This is a genomic window from Rhodopila sp. (genome assembly GCF_965277165.1).
GTDB lineage: Bacteria > Pseudomonadota > Alphaproteobacteria > Acetobacterales > Acetobacteraceae > Rhodopila.
The window spans coordinates 1547031-1565352 of record NZ_CBDICE010000006.1; the positions used below are offsets into that span (position 1 = coordinate 1547031).

Consider the following 18322-nt stretch of genomic DNA (forward strand, 5'->3'; position numbering starts at 1 on the left):
CGTGGCCGGCGGTTGGCAGGTCGGTCCGCAGCTTGCGAACCCCGAAAATGTCGGTGCGGTCCCGGCGTCCACAAACCCGAGCACGGTTTATTCGAGCGACACGGCGTTCGTCAAAGGTCCTTGGCTGCAGCTTATCGCGGCCACCGCCTCTGACACGGCCTGGGTACTGGTCCAGCTTGAAAAACCCGGCGGGACGACCTGCGCGCTCGATATCGCCATCGGCGCCGCGGGCAGCGAATTTGTGGTCCTGGCGAACTTGAGTTTGTCGGGCACTGGCGATCTTCCGGCCCAGTATTTTTTCCCGCTGGTGATACCAGCCGGTACCCCGGTGTCCGCCCGGTTTGCTTCGGACCAACCATTTTACGGCGCCAACATCAACTTGACCCTGTTTGCCGACGGGGCGCTATCGGGCGGTGGTGGTTCCGCGATCGACACCTACGGTTTCAACGTCGCGGCCGGCGTTGGCACTCCCGTTGATCCTGGCGCGACGGTGAACAAGATGGGGGCGTTCGCCCAGCTCACCGCGAGTGTCACCAACGACCTTGCCGGGTTTTTCCTCGCCTTTGACGGTCAGGACGGACAGAACGGTTCGGGCGAGTCAGCCTGCACCCTGATGCAGCTTGCCATCGGCGCGGCCGGTTCGGAAAAGATCATTCTGCCGTATTTCTACAATACGACCTTCTCTTATTCTGGTTTCGTGACCGTGCTGAACGTCAATTCGCCCTACTTCCCGTTCCCGATACGGGCTGGGTCGCGGGTGGCGGTACGGATGCAAAGCCAGACCAATGTCAATCCCGACCGATTGATGGGCGTAACGCTTTATGGGGTGCGACAATGACCTGGGCTGTCAGCGCCAGCGGCACGACGACCGCGACCATCGGGACCGAGTTCGTGTTGGCGAGCGACGCGACCAACGGCACATATTATTTCCAGGTGCGGGGCAACAACCTGGTGATAGGGGATGTGCTCGAACTGCGCATATACACGCAAACCCTCACTACGACGTTCTCGACGCCGGAAGTCACCTGGAAGACCACGATCGGCCCGTCGCCGCCGGCGGCCTTCGTCATCGCGTCACCACCGCAGCCGAGCGATATCAGCATCAAAGTCACGCTGAAGCAGGTCGCTGGCACGGCGCGAAGTATCGACTGGAAGCTGTTGCGAACCTGAGCGGTAGCCGATGTCCTATTCATACCTGGGGCTGACCGAGGAACTCGCCTCGAAGGCCCAGCATGTGCTGTCGTTCCAGGCATCGTCTGCGGCCTCGTCGGCGGTGGTGCGCAATACCGGTGTCATCCGCAAGGGTTCGGCGCAGGGGGCAGCGGTGACCAGTGCTGTCGCGTCCCGCCCAACGTTTTCGCGCGCCTCGGTCGCCACCTATTTCGACGCCAGCGGCACCCTGCAAACCGCCGCCGTCAATGTCGAGCGGACCAACGCCTACACCTGGAATGGCACGGCGTTCGTCGGCCCTGCCACGCTACTAGAGGGGGCGTCCAGCAACAGCGTCGCCAATGCTCGATTTGAGGGCGCCGTCGTCGGAACACCGGGAACGCTGCCGGCGGGTTATCAAACCGCGTTCCTTCCAACCAATTTGAACACGGAGGTCGTCGGCTTCGGCACGATCGGCTCGTTGCCGTACTTCGATCTTCGGTTCTTCGGGACTTCGGTCAGTTCGGGCCGGATCTTCATTTACCCGAGCGAGGTTCCGGCCACGCCGGGTCAAACCTGGTCGCTTTCCCTCTACTGGGCCATATCGGCGGGCACCACGGCCGGGATGACCGCCGGGACAGCGGACCTTTCCGCCACGTGCATAGATAACAATTTCACCAACCTCGGGACTCTGTTCCAGACGACTGTCGCGGACCCCGCGGCGGCCCCGATTGCTACGCAGTTCAAAACGGGCGGAGGTGGGCCGACGCCGGCGACAACGGCGTTCCTGCAGCCGCTGTTCACTGTGGACGTCACCGGTGGGACGGTGGACATCACCTACCGGTTCGCTGGCTTCCAGTTGGAGCCGGCAGCGACACCCAGTTCGCTCATCCTGCCGCCGGTTGGCTCTCCTGGAATATCGTTCCGTGCTGCCGATATTCTGGCGCCGCCTGGGTCGCTCACTCTATTGGCCTCGGCGTCCGCAACGGCGGCACTTACCTCTGTCCTCGATGCGGCTCGCTCTTTGCAAGCGGCTGCGGCGTCCATCGCTGGTTTACGCCGGGTTATGTCGCGACGCCTTCCCGCGATCTCCGCCGCGTCGGCGCTCGCACGTCTCAGGTATTCCGGACACCGGACCGTGACGGCATCGGGCGCGGCGCTGGCGACCGTCAAGTTCTTGAAGGCCTTCTCGGTAATCTTCATAGCGTCTAGCGCGCCGTTCGCCTTCGTTGATCTGGAAAACGCCTTGTCGTTGCTGCTGCACGCCACAGCGGGTTCGGCCGCCGCGCTGCGTCGTGGCGTTTCCAGGACTTCATCCGGGATCGCGGCCACGACAACCGGGTTGCAGCGCCTGACCAGCCGATTGAGTTTTGCCGCGAACACCCCGGCCGCCACGATGCACCGGGCATCGGCCAAGCAGCTCACCGCTTTGGGCCATGCGACGGTGGTTCTCACCACCATCCGGGCATCGGCCAAGCAGTTCACCGCTTCGGGCCATGCGACGGTGGTTCTCACCACCATCCGGGCTCGCCTGGTCACGGTCTTGGCCGCGGCGGCATCAACCGGCACGCTGCGTCGTGGCACGAGCAAAACCGCCGTCGTGGTGATCACCACATCGGCGACAGTGACCCGATTGATCGGCCGGTCGGTGATTGCGGCCGCGGCCACGATCGCAACGGTTCGTCGGCGGTCCAGCAGGATCGTTGCGGCCACCACCGCGCCAACGGCAGCGGTCGGATTGATGGCTCTGCGGCTGCGCACGATTAGCGCGGCGTCTGCGGCGCGCGGCGTCGTCACCCGTGCGACCGGGCTGATCCGCCCCGTGGCGGTCGGGGCGTCTGCCGCGAATACGAAGATACGCGGAGCAGTATTAGCCGCCGTAGCGCGAGGTGGGGCTGTTCTGACCATCGCGCAGCCGCTGCGCAACCTGGTCCTCGCGGCCCAGGCTTCGGCTATCGCGACCTGGATCAACAACACCAGCGGGGTCCGCCGGCTGCCGCCCAAAATCCGCACGCTGACGGCCTATCTGGTGGACCGCGCGCTTCGGGTTCCAAACCCCGGCCGAACCGCCCGGGCTGTCCTGAACCGAACACTGAAGGCACCGCCAGAATGATCACCGGAACATTGACCTGGCCGTTGAAGCAGCCGGGTTCTGACCTCGATTACGGCCTCGATCTGAGCTGCATCCCAACATCGCAGACCATTACAATGGCGGCGCTGCGCATCCTGCCGTCGGGCGCCGGCGAGATGGTGGCGCAAAGCCTCGATCTGATCGGGACCGAGCTGGTCGCGGTGCTCGCCGGCGGTGTGCCGGGTCGTTATTACCGTGTTCAGGTGGATGTCACGACCAACGACGGCACGCTCACTCGCACGTACGAGTGGCTGATCGGTCTGCAGATCGATCCCGAGTTGTCGATCTATCCGCTGCCGTTGCCGGCCTCGCCTGGGTTCGGACCGGTGATCACCTGGCCATAATCAAGGACACCACCATGACCCTCGACCTCACGCCGATCGTCCAGCCCATCCTGGTCGGTCTCGGCACCATCATCACCGGCCTGCTGGCGATCTACGTGCCCAAGATCCTGACCGCGCTGCAGGCTCGCGCCGGCATCGCGCTGACCGATCAGCAGCGCGCGGTGGTGACCGGCGCGGTGCAGACCGCTGCCGGCATCCTCGAAACCGATCTGGACAAGGGCGTGCTGCAGCGCGCCCACATCAATGTCTCCAACCAGGCGGTGCTCGACCAGGCCCGCGCGGTCATCGCCGCTGTTCCCGCCGCGGCGACTGCGATGGGGCTAACGCCGGATGGGGCGGCCCGGATGATCGTAGGGGCGGTGGACACCGCTGCGCATGGGGTGGTTGCGGCTCCGGTTAAGGCTCCGATCGCTCTGGCAGTCGTGGAGAAATCGGGGACAGCCGATGTTCTACAGATTTCTTAAGTTGCCTTGGGAGGCAGGCCCCCCGTTAACGGAAAACTTGCGCCGGGCAACAGGAACCGGCTAGTGGGCGGTCGATACAATGTCGCTTTAGCACACTCTAAGGTTCGCCCGCTTGACGAATGAGGATTCAAACCTGGTCGCCCGTGGCCTGATTAGCGCGTTCGCGTTGCTCCTGTTTTTTGTCGTAATGCTTTCCGCGTGCGCCACAAAGCCACTGCCGCCTGTTTGGAGTTTCTACGATCAGTGCGCTCAATCCACCGCCTCATTTGTTGCGATGGCCGAATGTGGCAAAGCAAACCGATACGCGTTCTGCACAGCCCACAATGTCTGTTCGAGTGCCGGCAATGCCTTCGTCCTCTACACAGATAGCCTGATCACTTCGACCAAAGACCACGAAATGTCGGAAGCCGAGGCTCAAAGGAAATGGGTTGAGTTCCGCATGTCTCAGCAAAACGCTGATCGATCAGCCCGCATCCAAGCCCTGCAGGCGATGCCGAGATCAACCACCTGCTACAGTACCGGCTCGATGACACAATGCTACTAGGATGGCGCTGAATGGCGGTAGTACGGGGCGGATGATCCGCTTCCGCGCCGTAGGTTGGAGGAAGGCCGCAGGGGGAAACCCTAGCGGTCTTTTTTGCGTCTGCAGATTGGGTTATGCCACGTTGCAGGCATGAAAGCGTTTCAGTGTTTTCCGGTCACCGAGAATCTCGCCCAGAGGTGGGTGGTAAGGGAGGCGGAGAATGGCGGCGACTTTAAGGACATAACTGGCCTTCCGCGCTGTCAATGCAAAGTAGAGATGTCCCCTGACTCCCCAAAGTTAAAATGTCCCCTGTGGGCTGGGCGGGGGGTGGGCACCGGTCAAGCGTTAGTCCAATCGCGGTGTTGGAGCGGTGGGTAAGTGGCCCGCTGGAGTGATCGTTCAGAATCGGGCGCAAGCGGGCCACTTATCCACGGCTGCGGCGGCTGTTACGCGGGCTGTACTCACCCCGGGACGGTTTCAACCGCGGCGTTGGGGATGTGCCGCGCAGCGATCATTGCGTCGATCCGGGCATCGATGGTCTTGCCGTCCACCGCCGGGGCGGGCATGGCATAGCGGGCATAGGCCGTTACCGGCAGGATCCGGTCTTTGTAATGCACCCTCAGCGCACCGTCGGGAAAGTGATGCAGCGTCACCTTCGCGCCGCGCAGCGCGGTGCCAGGCCCGGGTGTCTTGACGCAATACATCGTCCCGCCGGAGCGGAAGGTCAGCGCCTTCGACAGCACCCGCTGCTCGCGCCGTGCCAGTTCGTCGTCCAACGCTTGCGCGGTCTTCGTCCACGGCCGGTGCGCCGAAGCCGGGTCGCGCGGCGGCACCGCAAACTTTGCGTTGAAGCGCGCCATGAACGCCGGCGCGAAGCCATTCGCCGCCTCGATCGAGCCAATGCCGGCCAAACGCATCTCCTTGACCAGCCGGTCCTGCAGGGTCTGGTTGGCGCGCTCGACACGACCCTTGGCCTGCGGGGTCAGCGCATGGATCGGCTCGATCCCAAGCCGATCCGCCACCCGTCCGAACTCGGTCTTGCCGTCGCCGCTCGTGGCGTCCTTAGCGTTGATCCGGAAGATGCCGTGCCGGTCGGAGTAGAACGCCAGCGGCCGGCCATGGTCCAGCACGTGGCCGCGCAGCGCCGCCAGATAGGCCGCCGTCGTCTCCGCCGGGGCGAAGCGTAGCGCGGTCAGCCGGCCGCTGGCGTCGTCGATGAACACGATCAGCGCACAGCGCGGCCCGCGCCGCTCGAACCAGTGGTGCGCACTGCCGTCGATCTGGATCAACTCGCCAAACCGCGGACGCCGCTGGCGGAGCTGAAACACCCGCCTGGCCCGGCGGCGCTTGGGCCGCCACAGGCCAAGGCCGATCTGCATCTGGCGGATCGTCTCTGCCGAAACGACGATCCCGTCCAACTCCAGCAGCTTCTCCGCCGCCAGCGTCGCGCCGAAGTCGGGGTATTTGTCCCTCAGCAGCGTCGCGATACGACCGCGCAGCGCCGCCGACATCCGGTTGTTCGATGGCCGGCCGCGCTGATGCGAAACCAGACCCGCGTCGCCCTCAGTCTTCGCCTTACGCACCAAGCGCTTGAATTGGCGGACACTGAGGCCAACGCGCTCCGCTGCTTCAGCCTGGCCCAACCGACATTCGATCGACTGGCGCACCCAATAGGCGCGATCGCGCTCCGCCTGCGTCATCCACAACCCCGTCTCGGCCATTGCGTCCCCAAGCATGCGCAAAAGGGGACATTCTAACTTTGGACGGAGGGGACATTCCTACTTGGGGCTAACAACTGGCCTTCCGCGCTATCGCACTCGCGCAGAGTGCGATAGCATGATGCGTTGTCTCGATGCGATCGAGAACGAAGACCGGTAGCCGCCAGCCGCGTCGATGAACCGCTCGCGAGTATTGAGCCGAGTCACATCAGCGGAACATTGATCGCAGAAATCGGGGTTAACGAAATGCGAAACAACATTGGCGACCCAGACCGGGATCAATTCAAACAGTTGAGACGTGTTGCCGATGCCGCCGAGGCTCTTCAGGCGAGCACTTTTACCACTCCCGGTGGAGTGCTTTGTGTTCCGCCAGGTATCGCTCAGGACGCATTCGTGGAGGCAATAGCCGCGTACCGGCTGTTCAAGGAGGTCGCCGAAAGCGAAATTGCGGATGAAGAGGAAGCGCTTACCATCCGAGTCGTGGGGGCGCTCGGGGAGCAAGCGGTCTTGGCTGAACTTCGGCGACGTGAGTGGATCGCAACGGATTTGAACCATCCTGTAAAAAACGCTCGGGACTTTGATATTTCAGCGCAAAAAGGTGCGCGTTCCGTTCGCATCAACGTTAAGACGTGCAGACCTGCCGCCGGACACGCCAGGATCAGAGCCTGCAAGAAAGGCGCGGTAGTAGTTCCCGAATTGAGCAACTCAGATTACATAATCATTGTCCGAATGGGTAAAGCGAAACACGACTTTTACATCATGCCGAAACATGTTGTGTTTCAGGAATGCCTGGATAGACAGACCAGTAATGTCCAGAAGGGCCGAAAGCCGGACGGGCCATTCAATATGTCTTGGAACGATAACTCAGCGAACCCGGGAGAATAAGGCTACAATATCGAGCGGAAGTGGGCACAATACCTTGAAAATTGGCAGATTCTGGAGAGCGGAACGGTCTGAATTCGATCCGCACGCCCGGCTTTTCGATGCGGCACAACTTCCGCCCCATGAAGGCGATCGCTGATCTAGCCAGCGAGAGGGCATTGCTCGGGGATCAGGACACCGCGATTTTTTGCTCAATCCGCCGCCTCATCGCTTCGATCGGAATAAGCGACGCCGATAACAATCTGTCGCGGCCGCCAGGGCAAGCCTGCGGCCTTTCTGCGTTTTGACCGCCCCCGAATTTGCTTAATGCCTTTTTTACGATACGATAATCTTAAATGATACACGTAGTTGTGTTTTAGGCGGACCCCATTTTTCGATACATCCCCTCAAACCAAAACGAAAAAGCCTAGTAAAAAACGAGGGGAAACCAAATCGATGGCAGACAAAGTCTACCTCGGCGGAACACACCGATTAGCCGATCCGAGAGCCTGGTCGCCGGCTGGCGCGCCGAAACCAGGCGACAACCTCACGATCCAATCCGGCACGGTCAATACGACCAACTCCGACATCGAGGGCAAGTCCATCTTCCTCGACAGAACCGGTTCGGCCCCGGTCATATTCAACATGAAAAATGCCTTCCTGGGTGCCGGATCGCCGATCACCACGGTGTCCGAGGACGGGGCCGTCGTCATCAACACCACCGGCAATGTGGTCAACGCCAGCACGATTGAAGACGCTCATGGCGCCTTGGACATCAATGTCAGCGGCGCCGGCACCTTCGCCACGTTCGACAACACCGGCAACATCATCGCGCCGGCGGGAACTGAACCAACGGTGATCGGCATCTCGGTCTCCCAGGACGCGGCGTTCAGCAACGCCGGCCAGATGACGGCAACCGGCTCGGGCTACAACGACGGCACAATCGACATTTCCGGGCTCGGTGCGTTCAACAACAGCGGCCACATGACCGCCGCCGGCGGTGACATCTTCGCCAGCATCGGCGGGAGCTTCATCAACAGTGGCAGTATCGGTGCCACCGGGGCCAGCGGCTTTGCTGAAATCAGCTTCGGCGGTTCGGCTTTGGTCAACAATGGGACCATAGGCGGCGGGAATGTCTTCCTCGGCGCAGCCGGCGGAGGCGTGGTCGACAACAACAATACCCTGGACAGCGGGAACGGAACGCTGACGATCGCCGCAGCCGTCAAGCAGTCGGCGTCGGCCACGACAAATGTCGATGATGGCAGCCTGGTTTTGGAAAGTTCGATGTCCGGCGGCAATGTGACCATCTCGTCCGGCATGCTGGAGTTCGGCGGCACTCACGGCTCGATAGGCTTTATTGGTGAAGCTTCGGCCGCCGGGTTCAGCTCCACCCTCAACATCTCAGCCGGCGGTACTCTCCAGTTCGATGGCACGTCGAACCTGAGTGAGATGCTGAAGGGCAACAACCTGATGGTCTACGAGCAGCCTAGCCCGACCGCCGCCAAGAGCCAGATCGCCGACATCCATCTGAACAGCGCGATGTACTCGGCTTCGTCGTTCCATGTTCAAGGATCGCAGATCACCTACGTTCCGCCGACGTCGGGTAATCAGCAAAGCGCGGGGCCGGCGCACTGCAGCGTGTGGGGATGATACGATACGAGCGGGGGCACATCACGGGGCTCGACCGCGTGATCGAGCTCGTGAGCGGGCACGACCACATAGCAGGTTTACCCGCTAAACCGATGCCGCGTTGCCACTGCCGCCGGTCGGTCATAACAGCGCTTTAGCCAGTCAGAGACATGTCGATAGGGGACAAGGTTAAGATGCCTCGCGCGCGATGGAGATAAAACCGACGCAACATTTAGGTCACCCACCGTGAAGCTTCTTGAAGCTAGCCAATTCTTGCCGGTAAGGACTCTATCGAGCACGCCAAGCGCCGTCTTTATGGCCTCTTGCGCATGTGGCCATGTCGCTCGCCGCAATTCGGCGAGTAGAGCATCCTGTTGCACCCACGGCTCTAGATGCCCCTGTGCCCACAGCGTCCAACGCCAGACGTCAGCCTCTTCCCCAGAGTCTGAAGGGTACAGAGCCTCCGCACCAACCGAGCTATACTTCTTCGCAAGATAGAGATTGATGGCAAGCGACTCAGAAAGAGCAAAGCCATCATCGACGATGGTCGGCACTGCCCCAGCCGGGTTGACGCGCAGAAAATCGGGCGTCTTCAGCGCAGCATCATCGAACGCGAGAGGGACGTGCTCGTATTCGAGCTTCAGTTCAGCGGCCGCCCAAAGGACGCGCATTGTGCGTGAACGGGGTGAGCCATAAATCGTCAGTGTCATGGCTGAATTTGCGGAAGGCTTTGAAAGCAGTCAATCACCTTGGTTGCGTCAGCGCCGGGGGTGACCACGATCACGTCGGCGAGCCTGGTCCCGACGAACCTCTATGGCGTCTGCCTTGATCGCGGCCGTATCATCCGCTTGAAGAACGCCGCGACCCGGGCGTCGGCCTCTGGATCATCAACGGCCGAATTCTTGGGCAGCTTCCATCGGCCGAGGTTTTTCGCCTCGACCACGATTGCCGTCGGCTTCTGCGCAGCCTGCGAGCGCACGGGTTTGCGCGGCGTTAGGCGCTTCGGGGGTTTGGCGGTGACTATCACCCTCTCGAAATGGCGCTCGGCGGACGGCTGGTCAAGGTGAAGGCGGCAGGCGGTTGGTATGATGCGTGCGCTGCGCCGTCGATTTGCGAACGACAAGGTCGTCTCCTACGTTCCAGGGTACTCTGCCCAGCGAAGGATGCGAATGAGAATGGCTGATGATGACGAAATGAAGAAGCGGAAATCAGGTTATCGAAAACTGAACACTCCACGGTATTATATAGTGACGTTTGATCTTAAAAACTCGGACGGGCGCCAAGCACATTATGCCAGATTCAAAAGACACCTTCAAACATTCCTAGGGTCGAACAATATAAATAGCATTATAAAACAATGTTACTTTATAAGGGCGAGGTTTCTCCCCAGAGATATAAGAACCGAGATGCAACGTGTGTTGTTGCCACAGGACAGTATCTTGGTAGCGCGATTGCAGGCGGGGCCTTCATATAGCCTGAAGCAGCCAGGAGCTGGTCGTAAGGCGAAACAATACTTCAGGGCGCTAACGGAAGACCAGGCAAGTGGAGATGAATGACAGGCACATGCTCGTGTTCGCACGCAGCGTGTAGCGGCCTGGACGGGCAACATACAGGGCGAAGCTAGTGAAGCAACGTTACAAGTATGCCGATCACTCCGACTAACACCGCCGCTATAGCAGCCCAAAGTGTGAACTGCGTGTAACGGAGCATCCGGCGTTCCCGAACCTCTTTGGCGTCGGCCTTCTCGCGTAACCAACGAAAGGCGAATTGCCGCTTCGTCTCGGGAATTATGCCCATGCCCCGATTAATGGCATCGCGAAGTTCCTGCTCGCCACCCCTCTCAAACTGTATGCGCCACTCGGGTTCGTCGTCAGGCATTGGTTCACCGATCACGGGAACGTATTTAGAACTGTCTGTCCGCCACGTGTCAACGGAGGCGAAACCGATCGGCCGCGGCCGACGACAGGTGCAAATGCGCCCGCGTCAACCTGCAGGCCGAGCACCGGAACTTCAATTCCTGCACCGGGCGATCCCCTAGGCCCCGGGCCACGATAGCAGCCAGGTCGGTCTTGGCTTCGCGGTCGCAGTTCTGGCACAGCAGCCAGAGGATGGCATCGTTCTTGAGGATGGCCCGAGCGGTGGCAGGAGTTTGAGCTGGGGCGTTCGGGCGAACCATCGGGCGGATGATGTTCGTATTATGTTCTTGGCGTCAAGTGCGACAACTCGCGCAAAGCGGTAGAGACAAGTCCGTTGCAATCTTATATCGTATATGTTACGTTCTGATCCTGTAGGACGAGTCACATGCAGACAATCGCAACGACCGCCATTGGTTTTTATATCGCGATATGGCTGTGGAACCGCGGCCAGCAGCGTGCAGCTGCCAAGCGCACCTTGCGCGGTATGCAGATACTTCACCCGCACCTTTACCCGACGCCGCAGCCGATCGACCGCGATAAACGGTTCGTCGGAATTTGCACACGGCTGCTCAATCTGATCTGCAGTGGGATCGTGCTTGCGACGATTGTCCTGCTTGCGTTCGTGATCGAGACCGTTGCGAACCGATAGGTCGGGATGAGCCTGTTCCAGTCGCGAGACCATGATTCAGAATAATGTATGGACTGAACTGGCCGGCACGTTCGTCGGCGTGACCGCTCTTGCCAACCATGATGAAGGCGGTTGGTGCTTCACGGAAACATACCAAGAACGTCCAAAGGATTGAAACCGGGGACAGTGTCCCCGTTTATCCTGCAAAACAGGGTCCAAAACGGGTCCACTCGCAGTTTCGCGATCAATGAAATCAATGCTCGCGGGCAGGGGCTGTGTGTTGGTAAGGGAGAGGTCGAGAGTTCGATCCCCTCCAGCAGCATCAACAAGTGAGCGGCTTTCCTCGCAAGCTCAACAGCGGTGCGGGGGTGGTTCAAGGCTTCGGGTTTGACATCTGCTGGCCCCAGCGCAGCCATACGACCGCTGGGTCCCCGGCGGATGACCGCAAAATCAGGAGAGTGCCGCCGCGAAGGCGGTAAACGACCGCGGTGGTAATGCGCGTAGTCCTCGATCAGGCCATCCGCGTGACAGGCGGGCATGGGGAGTGCGACGCCGCCGCTTTTATCGTTTCGGGCGGACGACCACGAAGGTTACGGCGCGGCGCGGCGGATCGGAAATTGCCGCCGGCATGGCCAGAGCAGCCATGGGCCCATCCTGATGACCTGCATGTGGCCATCCGGTTGGTCATTCGCCGGCTGCGCGAACCACCGCCACAACGGGTCTAATACTGCGACCGCTGGCCGTTGTAGTAGCCGCGCTGATAGGATTCGTGTTCGTTATTCTTCCAGGAATTGACCAGCAGCCCGCCGGCGAGACCGGCGGCGGCGCCTACACCGGCGCCCAATGCGGCATTGCCGCCCAAAGCGCCGAGCACCGCGCCGCCGGCGGCGCCGATTCCGGTACCGGTCGCGGCGCGCTGTTCACCCGGTGTCAGGTTGGCGCAGCCGCCGAGTGAAACGGCGACGACAACCAATGCCAAGGCAAAGTTCTTCATAGTGCGGCTTCCTCCGAGGTTGTCGCCAGATGTGTTCATTTCGATGCAGGTCGTTGCGCGGGCGAATGCGAGCATGGATATTGATAGATCAGAAACCGCATCAGGCCGAGCACCGCCGGTTCGGTCATCCGCTTGGGGTCGGCGTTGGCCCACGTCACGAACCGGGCCAGTGCTTCGTCGTACGACGGTCGTGGCGTCGGCAGGCAGAACGGCTGGCGATCCGCTCGGGTGACCGCCTCGTAGCTGAGTGCTACGCCAACCGCACCGTCGGCGAAGCCTCGGCAAAAGCTGTGCGCCACATGCATCATCGGGTCGTCGGCGCCGGCGCTGCACAGATCGATCAGATCGCGGGTCGAGCGCGGCGGGAACTGGTCGCGGGTGACCGCCGCGTGGGCCGCAGTCGACGCCGCCGCGCCGGACAGGGCAATTGCGCAAGCCAAGGTCGAAAATCGGATCACGTTTACCTCTCCTGTGGGTCGGCGACCCAAGTTTACCTCTCCTGTGGGTCGGGGACCCAACGCGATTGTCATGGCCATGATGGCTGAAAGCAAACCAACCTAACCGCTTCGACGGTGCTGACAACCTTGGAGACAGGCCGGCGGCGTCACGCTTGCGCTGGGTGGGGCGACGCCTGCGCGCAAGCCGGACAGGTAGGCCGCGCGGTGGGCCGGGATCAGTATCCGCGCCGGCGCTCCGACGGTTGGGCGAATGGATCGGTGACATATCGAAAACGTTGATCCCGTGCGATCCAGCCCCTGGCCGCCGCCTCGGTGGCGAAACCGGTCGCGGTCTGCGGCAGCGCCCCAACGCTGACGATCTCGACGGCGAAGCTGTCGTCTTCGCGATGGACTATGCGGTACGATGTGTCGGTCATGTTTCACGCCGCCATGCTTTGCCCCGCTGGTCAGCCGCAACGGAGGCGGCCGAGGTGGCGGTCAATGACCTGTTGGTCACTGAACGCCGCGAACAGGCGCCGCGTCTTCGGCCCGGGATACTATCGCGGCGGCGCGCTGCACTGTGACATCCTTCAGCACATGCACCCCGCCGGCGGCGGTCGCCAACTTGACCTCGCCCTGTTCATCGTAGATCGAAACCACGTGCCGCACCTGAACCATCAACAGGCCGCCGGTCGTGGTCTCGAACAAGGCCCAGTTCATCGCGCCCCGCGGGAGATCATAAGCTTGATGTAATCCGCCCGGCTGGTGCCATCGTAGGACATGCCGAATGGCTTCTTTTCGGTGTTTGCTGGCTTGGTTTCAACGGCGGCGGGCCTGGTCCGCTTCATTTTGGCATTGGTCGGCGGCACGATCGGGCGGGCGACCGCGACGCTGAGTTCAGTGGCCGCGCGCCCCGACCCGTCGGAGCGGCCTTCGCGCCAGGATGCGACGTCCTTTTGCAGTTGGTCCTTCATCGCGCCGGCTGATTGGTCCGCGCCTGGATCATCGGGTTGACCGGGGCCGGCCTCGGTCGGCTGATCGGTTTTGTTCATGCTGGTTTCCTTTGTGATGATCGGTCGCACCCTTTGGTTCGCGCCAATGTCGAGCAACCTATCCGGCCTTGCGTTGAACGACGCGGGTGCTGGTCAGGCCAGTCGGCGATCAGGTCAGCGTGAGGCTGACGGAATGACCTGTCCGGCGCGGAGGGAAGTGGACGGGGCAGGCACCCGGGCAGGTCAGGGACCCTCGCACGAAGCATTGCTGAATGTGCGCATGAGAGCGACAAAATGCAAGTCCGAGGCGCCTCAGCGCACGATCTGGGCTAGAACAGCTTATCCTGCGGTCCGAGTTTGACGATCACGTCGCTTGGGTCGGCCAGATTGAGCATCGCGCGGGCACGCTCGTCCAGAGTGTCCGGATCCAGGTGGCTGGCGCGCAGGCCGGAGACGCGGATACTCCAGGCATCGCGTTCCGCCCTCGCCGCGGCCTGGTCGACCAAGACCTCACGCAGAAGCTGTTGCCTCCGGGCGTAGGCCACCAGCCCGTGATCCCCCTGCGTGGCATTCCAGCCAAAATAGCCGGTGATCGCCAGGAACACCGCTGGTGCGACCATCATGCGGGCGCGTCGCTTCAATTCTCGGCCTAGTGACATCGGTCATTCCAGGATTCGCTGGGTGATTTTACCGCACCGGCTGCGTCCAGTGAACGAAAAAACGCCATCAAGCGGACGAATTTTCGACATTGCCGGTAATCATCGTAGGGGCTGGTTCAATCAACAAAGGAAACAGTCCAATGCCACTTCGCAGGCTAGCGATCGTACTGTGCTGCATGGTCACCACGCTCAGTGCGGTGGCGCCGGCGTTCGCCTATGACGATTGGCGCTGGCAAGGTCGTCGGGAATGGCGCCAACGCGAATGGCGGGAACACGAATGGCGGGAACATCACTGGCAACGGAAGTATTGGCCCCCCGCCCTGGCGGTCAGGCCGTACGGCAACTACGCTCCGCCGCCGGTGTTCTACCACAATCCGACCTTCTATCGCTGAGCGCGGAGCCTCGACTGCGGGATTCGCCCGGGAGGGACCCATTTGGGGGACCGCCGTGTTGACCCGGTGGGTGGGCGGCATCGCGTTGGCATGAGCCCATTGAAATGGGCGGCACGTTGAAATGGGCGCGTTGACATGACCGGATGGCGAACGCATCGTCCGGCCGCTGCAATCCAGGAAACGGCCGCGCAATGCCTCAACACAGCCTGCAACACCCGATCGAGGAGCTTTGGGAGCGCCGCGAAACCCTGTCGTCGGCCACCGGGGGCGAGGCGCGCGAGGCGGTCGAGGCGGCGCTCGACGCCCTGGACAGCGGCCAAGTGAGGGTCGCCGAGCCAGGTGCGGCGGGCTGGACGGTCAATCAATGGCTGAAGAAGGCGGTGCTGCTGTCGTTCCGGCTGACCGATTCGGCGGCGATGCAGGGGCCGGGCGGCGCGCCGGTGTGGGACAAGGTTGCGATGAAGTTCGCCGGCTGGGGGGAGAACCGCTTCCGGCAGGCCGGCTTTCGCGCCGTGCCGGGCGCGGTGGTTCGCCGTTCGGCATTCATCGCGCCGGGCGCCGTGCTGATGCCCAGTTTCGTCAATGTCGGCGCCTGGGTCGGGCGCAACACCATGGTCGATACCTGGGCCACGGTCGGCAGTTGCGCCCAGATCGGCGCCAACTGCCATCTGTCGGGCGGCGTCGGCATCGGCGGCGTGCTGGAGCCGTTGCAGGCCAACCCGGTGATCATCGAGGATGACTGCTTCGTCGGCGCCCGATCCGAGGTCGCGGAGGGCGTGGTGGTGGAGCGCGGCGCGGTGCTGTCGATGGGGGTTTTCATCGGCGCCTCGACCAAGATCGTCGACCGCTCCAGCGGCGAGATCTTCATCGGCCGGGTGCCGGCCTACTCGGTGGTGGTTCCCGGGTCGCTGCCGGGCAAGACGCTGCCGAATGGCTCGCCGGGCCCGTCGCTGTATTGCGCCGTCATCGTGAAGACGGTGGACGCCCAGACCCGGGCGAAGACGTCGATCAACGAGTTGTTGCGCGATTGATGGACGGCTTGGGCACGGAAACGGACCTGACCGATCCGTTGCCGCTGGCACAGGCGCTGATCCGCTGCGCATCGGTGACGCCGGCCGACGATGGGGCGCAACAGGCGCTTGGCACCATGCTTGGCGGGCTCGGCTTCAGCGTCCAGCGGCTGCGTTTCGGCGCGGTCGAGAACCTGTTCGCACGACGGGGCCATGGCGGTCCGCATCTCTGCTTCGCCGGCCATACCGACGTGGTGCCGCCGGGCGCGGCGGATTGGCGGACCGATCCGTTCGGCGGCGAAGTGCGCGACGGCCTGCTGTATGGCCGTGGTGCCTGCGACATGAAGGGGGCGATTGCGGCCTTCGTCGCCGCGGTCGCGCAACAGCCAGGTTCGGCGGGTCGGACAGGCTCGATCAGCCTGCTGATCACCGGCGACGAGGAGGGCCCCGCCACCGACGGCACGGTCAAGGTGCTCGAATGGATGCGGGAGAACGATCAACTGCCGGATTTCTGCCTGGTTGGGGAGCCGACCTGTCCGGTGCGGTTGGGCGATATGGTCAAGATCGGCCGGCGCGGCAGCGTCAACATGACGCTCGCGGTGAATGGCACCCAAGGTCACGTGGCCTATCCGCATCGGGCCGACAATCCAGTTCATCGGCTGATCCAGGCGCTGGCTGCGTTGACCTCGGCGCCGCTGGATGCCGGGACCGAATGGTTCGAGCCCTCGTCGCTGCAGGTGACCAGCATCGATGTCGGCAATGACGCCACCAACGTGATCCCGGCGGTGGCTCGGGCGGCGCTGAACATCCGCTTCAACGACCGCCATAGCGGCGTGTCGCTGACCGCCTGGGTGCGGGCGACGGTGATGCGATACGCCGAACGCTTCGACCTGGAATCCAGTGTCAGCGGCGAGTCGTTCGTAACCGAGCCAGGACCGTTGGTGGACTTGCTGCGCGATGCGATCCGCGGCGCGACCGGGATCGAGCCGAAGCTGGATACCGGGGGCGGCACGTCGGATGCGCGTTTCATTGCCCGTTACTGTCCGGTCGCCGAATTCGGCCTGGTCGGTGCCACCATGCACCAGGCCGACGAGCGTGTGCCGGTGTCCGAACTGCGCGACCTGGCTCGGATCTATCGGGATATCATCGCGGCCTTCCTGGCATGAGCCAGGGCTCGGTGCCGCGTAAGAGCATCCTGATGGGGATCCTGCGGATCGCCCGCGGCCGGGCTGACGGCGTCGACTGTTTCGGGGCGACCTCGCAGGCGTTCCTGTCCAGCCTGGCGCCGCTGGTGGCGTTTCCGCTGGTCGGCGCGATCCTGGCGGCATTCAGCGAGGGGCCGAGGCCGGCACTGACCGGTCTGGCGATGACGCTTTGCGCGCTGCTGACCCCGGCGGTGGTGTCGTTCGAACTGGCGCGGATCTGGGAGCGAGGCGAGGCCTGGGCGCGGTTCGCCACGGCGTTCAACTGGTGCGAGTGGATCCTTCCGGTGCTGGCCTGTTTTGTCATGGTGCCGCTGAGCGTGGCGATCGGCGCCGGCATGAGCGAAACCGCGGCCAGTTTCGTTCTGGTGGGCTGCCTTGGCGGCTACGGGCTCTGGCTGCACTGGTTCCTGGCCCGCAAGGCGCTGGGTCTGTCGCGGTCACGCGCCGTGGCGCTGGTGTTTCTGGTCAACCTGGCGACCGCGCTGGTGGTCATCGGCCCGCGGCTGCTGGGCAAGGACCTGGGATGAGTTCGGTGTCGGTCGTGACCCTTGGGCTGAATGCGGCGTTGCGACTGGCGCGCGGCCGGGCGGATGGCGTCGTGCTGGTGCCGAACGATCGCAAGACCATTGTGCGCAGCTTCTGGTCGATCGCGTTCTGCCTGCCGGCGGTGGCTTGCCGGTTGCTGATGTCCTGGCAGGACAGCGGCGTGCCGGCCGATGCCGGCCATCTGCTGGCACGTGAGTTGATCGTCTTCGTGGTCGGCTGGCTGGTGTTCGTCGAAGTGACCTATCGCCTGGCCCCGCTGATCGGACGAGCCGACCGCTGGGGCCGGTTCATCGCGGTGTGGAACTGGTGCAACGTCATCGAGGGCGTGCTGATCATCCTCGGCTGCATCCCCGGCGTGCTGGGTGCGCCGCCGATCGTCGATCAGGCATGCGAACTGGTCACCGTCGGTTGGGCGCTGTGGCTGGAATGGTATGCCACGAGGCTGGCTTTCGGTGTCGCGCCGCTGGCGGCGGTGGGGCTGGTGCTGCTGGACCAGTCGATCGGCGTTGTGCTGGCTTCGTTGGCGCTGATGATCGGTCCGTAGTTTACCGAGTCCGAAAGTTCGCCGTATTGGGCGAACATCGGTCTCGCAACATTCGCTCGTTGTTTTCAGTTACCTGCTGATCCCATTTGTCCGTCGCGAAGTGCGGCGAACTTCTGGGGCAGGACACAAGTCTTTGTTTTGGCGATTACGCACTTTGCAAACACGCGACCGGCGTAGGAA

At 62.6% G+C, this 18322-nt stretch carries 23 protein-coding genes; 14 read left to right on the plus strand and 9 right to left on the minus strand.

Translation table 11 applies throughout. The features are described from left to right. Position 1: 1 nt before the first annotated feature. The 6 genes from ACQY4Y_RS19140 (at position 2) to ACQY4Y_RS19165 (ending at position 4632) form a co-directional block, all read left to right on the plus strand. Positions 2 to 838 (plus strand): hypothetical protein, encoded by an 837-nt coding sequence (locus ACQY4Y_RS19140; protein WP_428492178.1) that lies wholly within the window; start codon positions 2 to 4, stop codon positions 836 to 838. After that, positions 835 to 1170 carry a hypothetical protein gene (locus ACQY4Y_RS19145; protein ID WP_428492179.1) on the plus strand — a complete coding sequence of 112 codons (336 nt, stop codon included), beginning with the start codon at positions 835 to 837 and terminating at the stop codon, positions 1168 to 1170. The genes ACQY4Y_RS19140 and ACQY4Y_RS19145 overlap by 4 nt, the downstream gene beginning before the upstream one ends. A 10-nt stretch (positions 1171 to 1180) precedes the next feature. Continuing rightward, the gene (locus ACQY4Y_RS19150) at positions 1181 to 3262 is read left to right on the plus strand and encodes a hypothetical protein (protein WP_428492180.1); all 2082 of its coding nucleotides are present in this window, start codon (positions 1181 to 1183) and stop codon (positions 3260 to 3262) included. Continuing rightward, positions 3259 to 3624 (plus strand): hypothetical protein, encoded by a 366-nt coding sequence (locus ACQY4Y_RS19155; RefSeq protein WP_428492181.1) that lies wholly within the window; start codon positions 3259 to 3261, stop codon positions 3622 to 3624. Before ACQY4Y_RS19150 ends, ACQY4Y_RS19155 begins: the two co-directional genes overlap by 4 nt. Before the next feature lie 14 nt (positions 3625 to 3638). Beyond that, on the plus strand, positions 3639 to 4088 hold the full coding sequence (locus ACQY4Y_RS19160; RefSeq protein ID WP_428492182.1) for a hypothetical protein: 450 nt from the start codon (positions 3639 to 3641) through the stop codon (positions 4086 to 4088). A gap of 112 nt (positions 4089 to 4200) precedes the next feature. Next, positions 4201 to 4632 carry a hypothetical protein gene (locus ACQY4Y_RS19165; protein WP_428492183.1) on the plus strand — a complete coding sequence of 144 codons (432 nt, stop codon included), beginning with the start codon at positions 4201 to 4203 and terminating at the stop codon, positions 4630 to 4632. A 440-nt stretch (positions 4633 to 5072) separates the two neighbouring features. On the opposite strand, the gene ACQY4Y_RS19170 is transcribed toward ACQY4Y_RS19165, so the two are convergent. Further along, on the minus strand, positions 5073 to 6347 hold the full coding sequence (locus ACQY4Y_RS19170) for an ISNCY family transposase (RefSeq protein ID WP_428489471.1): 1275 nt from the start codon (positions 6345 to 6347) through the stop codon (positions 5073 to 5075). A 201-nt stretch (positions 6348 to 6548) separates the two neighbouring features. On the opposite strand from ACQY4Y_RS19170, the gene ACQY4Y_RS19175 reads away from it, so the two are divergent. Then, positions 6549 to 7214 (plus strand): hypothetical protein, encoded by a 666-nt coding sequence (locus ACQY4Y_RS19175; RefSeq protein WP_428492184.1) that lies wholly within the window; start codon positions 6549 to 6551, stop codon positions 7212 to 7214. A gap of 345 nt (positions 7215 to 7559) precedes the next feature. Beyond that, positions 7560 to 8840, plus strand: coding sequence for a hypothetical protein (locus ACQY4Y_RS19180; protein ID WP_428492185.1), 1281 nt, complete (start codon positions 7560 to 7562; stop codon positions 8838 to 8840). Between the two features lie 77 nt (positions 8841 to 8917). Here the strand turns inward: ACQY4Y_RS19180 and ACQY4Y_RS19185 are convergent, their stop codons facing one another. Together ACQY4Y_RS19185 and ACQY4Y_RS19190 are read right to left on the minus strand one after the other, a co-directional pair. After that, complete coding sequence (locus tag ACQY4Y_RS19185) at positions 8918 to 9529, minus strand: glutathione S-transferase family protein (protein ID WP_428492186.1); 612 nt, start codon at positions 9527 to 9529, stop codon at positions 8918 to 8920. 910 nt (positions 9530 to 10439) lie between these two features. After that, positions 10440 to 10697, minus strand: a complete 258-nt coding sequence (locus ACQY4Y_RS19190) for a hypothetical protein (RefSeq protein WP_428492187.1) — start codon at positions 10695 to 10697, stop codon at positions 10440 to 10442. A gap of 423 nt (positions 10698 to 11120) precedes the next feature. Between ACQY4Y_RS19190 and ACQY4Y_RS19195 the strand changes: the two genes are divergently transcribed. Next, complete coding sequence (locus tag ACQY4Y_RS19195; protein ID WP_428492188.1) at positions 11121 to 11384, plus strand: hypothetical protein; 264 nt, start codon at positions 11121 to 11123, stop codon at positions 11382 to 11384. Positions 11385 to 12084: 700 nt separating this feature from the next. Here the strand turns inward: ACQY4Y_RS19195 and ACQY4Y_RS19200 are convergent. From ACQY4Y_RS19200 to ACQY4Y_RS19225, 6 genes are all read right to left on the minus strand, one after another. Next, positions 12085 to 12357: a glycine zipper family protein gene (locus ACQY4Y_RS19200; protein ID WP_428492189.1), complete on the minus strand. Its 273-nt coding sequence runs from the start codon at positions 12355 to 12357 to the stop codon at positions 12085 to 12087. Positions 12358 to 12392: 35 nt separating this feature from the next. Further along, positions 12393 to 12815 (minus strand): Rap1a/Tai family immunity protein, encoded by a 423-nt coding sequence (locus ACQY4Y_RS19205; protein ID WP_428492190.1) that lies wholly within the window; start codon positions 12813 to 12815, stop codon positions 12393 to 12395. A 215-nt stretch (positions 12816 to 13030) separates the two neighbouring features. Continuing rightward, positions 13031 to 13231, minus strand: a complete 201-nt coding sequence (locus tag ACQY4Y_RS19210) for a hypothetical protein (protein WP_428492191.1) — start codon at positions 13229 to 13231, stop codon at positions 13031 to 13033. Between the two features lie 76 nt (positions 13232 to 13307). Further along, entirely contained in the window at positions 13308 to 13502 is a 195-nt protein-coding gene (locus tag ACQY4Y_RS19215; protein WP_428492192.1) for a hypothetical protein, read from the minus strand. 8 nt (positions 13503 to 13510) lie between these two features. Then, positions 13511 to 13846 (minus strand): hypothetical protein, encoded by a 336-nt coding sequence (locus tag ACQY4Y_RS19220; RefSeq protein WP_428492193.1) that lies wholly within the window; start codon positions 13844 to 13846, stop codon positions 13511 to 13513. A 269-nt stretch (positions 13847 to 14115) separates the two neighbouring features. Then, positions 14116 to 14445 carry an FtsB family cell division protein gene (locus tag ACQY4Y_RS19225; RefSeq protein ID WP_428492194.1) on the minus strand — a complete coding sequence of 110 codons (330 nt, stop codon included), beginning with the start codon at positions 14443 to 14445 and terminating at the stop codon, positions 14116 to 14118. A gap of 140 nt (positions 14446 to 14585) precedes the next feature. Here ACQY4Y_RS19225 and ACQY4Y_RS19230 point away from each other — a divergent pair, with 140 nt between their 5' ends. The 5 genes from ACQY4Y_RS19230 (at position 14586) to ACQY4Y_RS19250 (ending at position 18142) form a co-directional block, all read left to right on the plus strand. Further along, entirely contained in the window at positions 14586 to 14837 is a 252-nt protein-coding gene (locus ACQY4Y_RS19230) for a hypothetical protein (protein ID WP_428492195.1), read from the plus strand. A gap of 191 nt (positions 14838 to 15028) precedes the next feature. Continuing rightward, entirely contained in the window at positions 15029 to 15868 is an 840-nt protein-coding gene (gene dapD / locus ACQY4Y_RS19235; RefSeq protein WP_428492196.1) for a 2,3,4,5-tetrahydropyridine-2,6-dicarboxylate N-succinyltransferase, read from the plus strand. After that, positions 15868 to 17013 carry a succinyl-diaminopimelate desuccinylase gene (gene dapE / locus ACQY4Y_RS19240; protein WP_428492197.1) on the plus strand — a complete coding sequence of 382 codons (1146 nt, stop codon included), beginning with the start codon at positions 15868 to 15870 and terminating at the stop codon, positions 17011 to 17013. The genes dapD and dapE overlap by 1 nt, the downstream gene beginning before the upstream one ends. Continuing rightward, positions 17010 to 17579: a hypothetical protein gene (locus tag ACQY4Y_RS19245; protein WP_428492198.1), complete on the plus strand. Its 570-nt coding sequence runs from the start codon at positions 17010 to 17012 to the stop codon at positions 17577 to 17579. The genes dapE and ACQY4Y_RS19245 overlap by 4 nt, the downstream gene beginning before the upstream one ends. A gap of 5 nt (positions 17580 to 17584) precedes the next feature. Continuing rightward, on the plus strand, positions 17585 to 18142 hold the full coding sequence (locus ACQY4Y_RS19250; RefSeq protein ID WP_428492199.1) for a hypothetical protein: 558 nt from the start codon (positions 17585 to 17587) through the stop codon (positions 18140 to 18142). Positions 18143 to 18322: the final 180 nt, after the last annotated feature.

What these genes read in the sequence shown, in the direction of transcription:
- ACQY4Y_RS19170 (WP_428489471.1), bottom strand. Translation starts at nt 6,347, where the DNA reads ATGCTTGGGGACGCAATGGCCGAGACGGGGTTGTGGATGACGCAGGCG.
- ACQY4Y_RS19225 (WP_428492194.1), bottom strand. Translation starts at nt 14,445, where the DNA reads ATGTCACTAGGCCGAGAATTGAAGCGACGCGCCCGCATGATGGTCGCA.
- ACQY4Y_RS19200 (WP_428492189.1), bottom strand. Translation starts at nt 12,357, where the DNA reads ATGAAGAACTTTGCCTTGGCATTGGTTGTCGTCGCCGTTTCACTCGGC.
- ACQY4Y_RS19190 (WP_428492187.1), bottom strand. Translation starts at nt 10,697, where the DNA reads ATGCCTGACGACGAACCCGAGTGGCGCATACAGTTTGAGAGGGGTGGC.
- ACQY4Y_RS19185 (WP_428492186.1), bottom strand. Translation starts at nt 9,529, where the DNA reads ATGACACTGACGATTTATGGCTCACCCCGTTCACGCACAATGCGCGTC.
- ACQY4Y_RS19230 (WP_428492195.1), top strand. Translation starts at nt 14,586, where the DNA reads ATGCCACTTCGCAGGCTAGCGATCGTACTGTGCTGCATGGTCACCACG.
- ACQY4Y_RS19150 (WP_428492180.1), top strand. Translation starts at nt 1,181, where the DNA reads ATGTCCTATTCATACCTGGGGCTGACCGAGGAACTCGCCTCGAAGGCC.
- ACQY4Y_RS19245 (WP_428492198.1), top strand. Translation starts at nt 17,010, where the DNA reads ATGAGCCAGGGCTCGGTGCCGCGTAAGAGCATCCTGATGGGGATCCTG.
- ACQY4Y_RS19210 (WP_428492191.1), bottom strand. Translation starts at nt 13,231, where the DNA reads ATGACCGACACATCGTACCGCATAGTCCATCGCGAAGACGACAGCTTC.
- ACQY4Y_RS19145 (WP_428492179.1), top strand. Translation starts at nt 835, where the DNA reads ATGACCTGGGCTGTCAGCGCCAGCGGCACGACGACCGCGACCATCGGG.
- dapE (WP_428492197.1), top strand. Translation starts at nt 15,868, where the DNA reads ATGGACGGCTTGGGCACGGAAACGGACCTGACCGATCCGTTGCCGCTG.
- ACQY4Y_RS19160 (WP_428492182.1), top strand. Translation starts at nt 3,639, where the DNA reads ATGACCCTCGACCTCACGCCGATCGTCCAGCCCATCCTGGTCGGTCTC.
- dapD (WP_428492196.1), top strand. Translation starts at nt 15,029, where the DNA reads ATGCCTCAACACAGCCTGCAACACCCGATCGAGGAGCTTTGGGAGCGC.
- ACQY4Y_RS19155 (WP_428492181.1), top strand. Translation starts at nt 3,259, where the DNA reads ATGATCACCGGAACATTGACCTGGCCGTTGAAGCAGCCGGGTTCTGAC.
- ACQY4Y_RS19195 (WP_428492188.1), top strand. Translation starts at nt 11,121, where the DNA reads ATGCAGACAATCGCAACGACCGCCATTGGTTTTTATATCGCGATATGG.
- ACQY4Y_RS19220 (WP_428492193.1), bottom strand. Translation starts at nt 13,846, where the DNA reads ATGAACAAAACCGATCAGCCGACCGAGGCCGGCCCCGGTCAACCCGAT.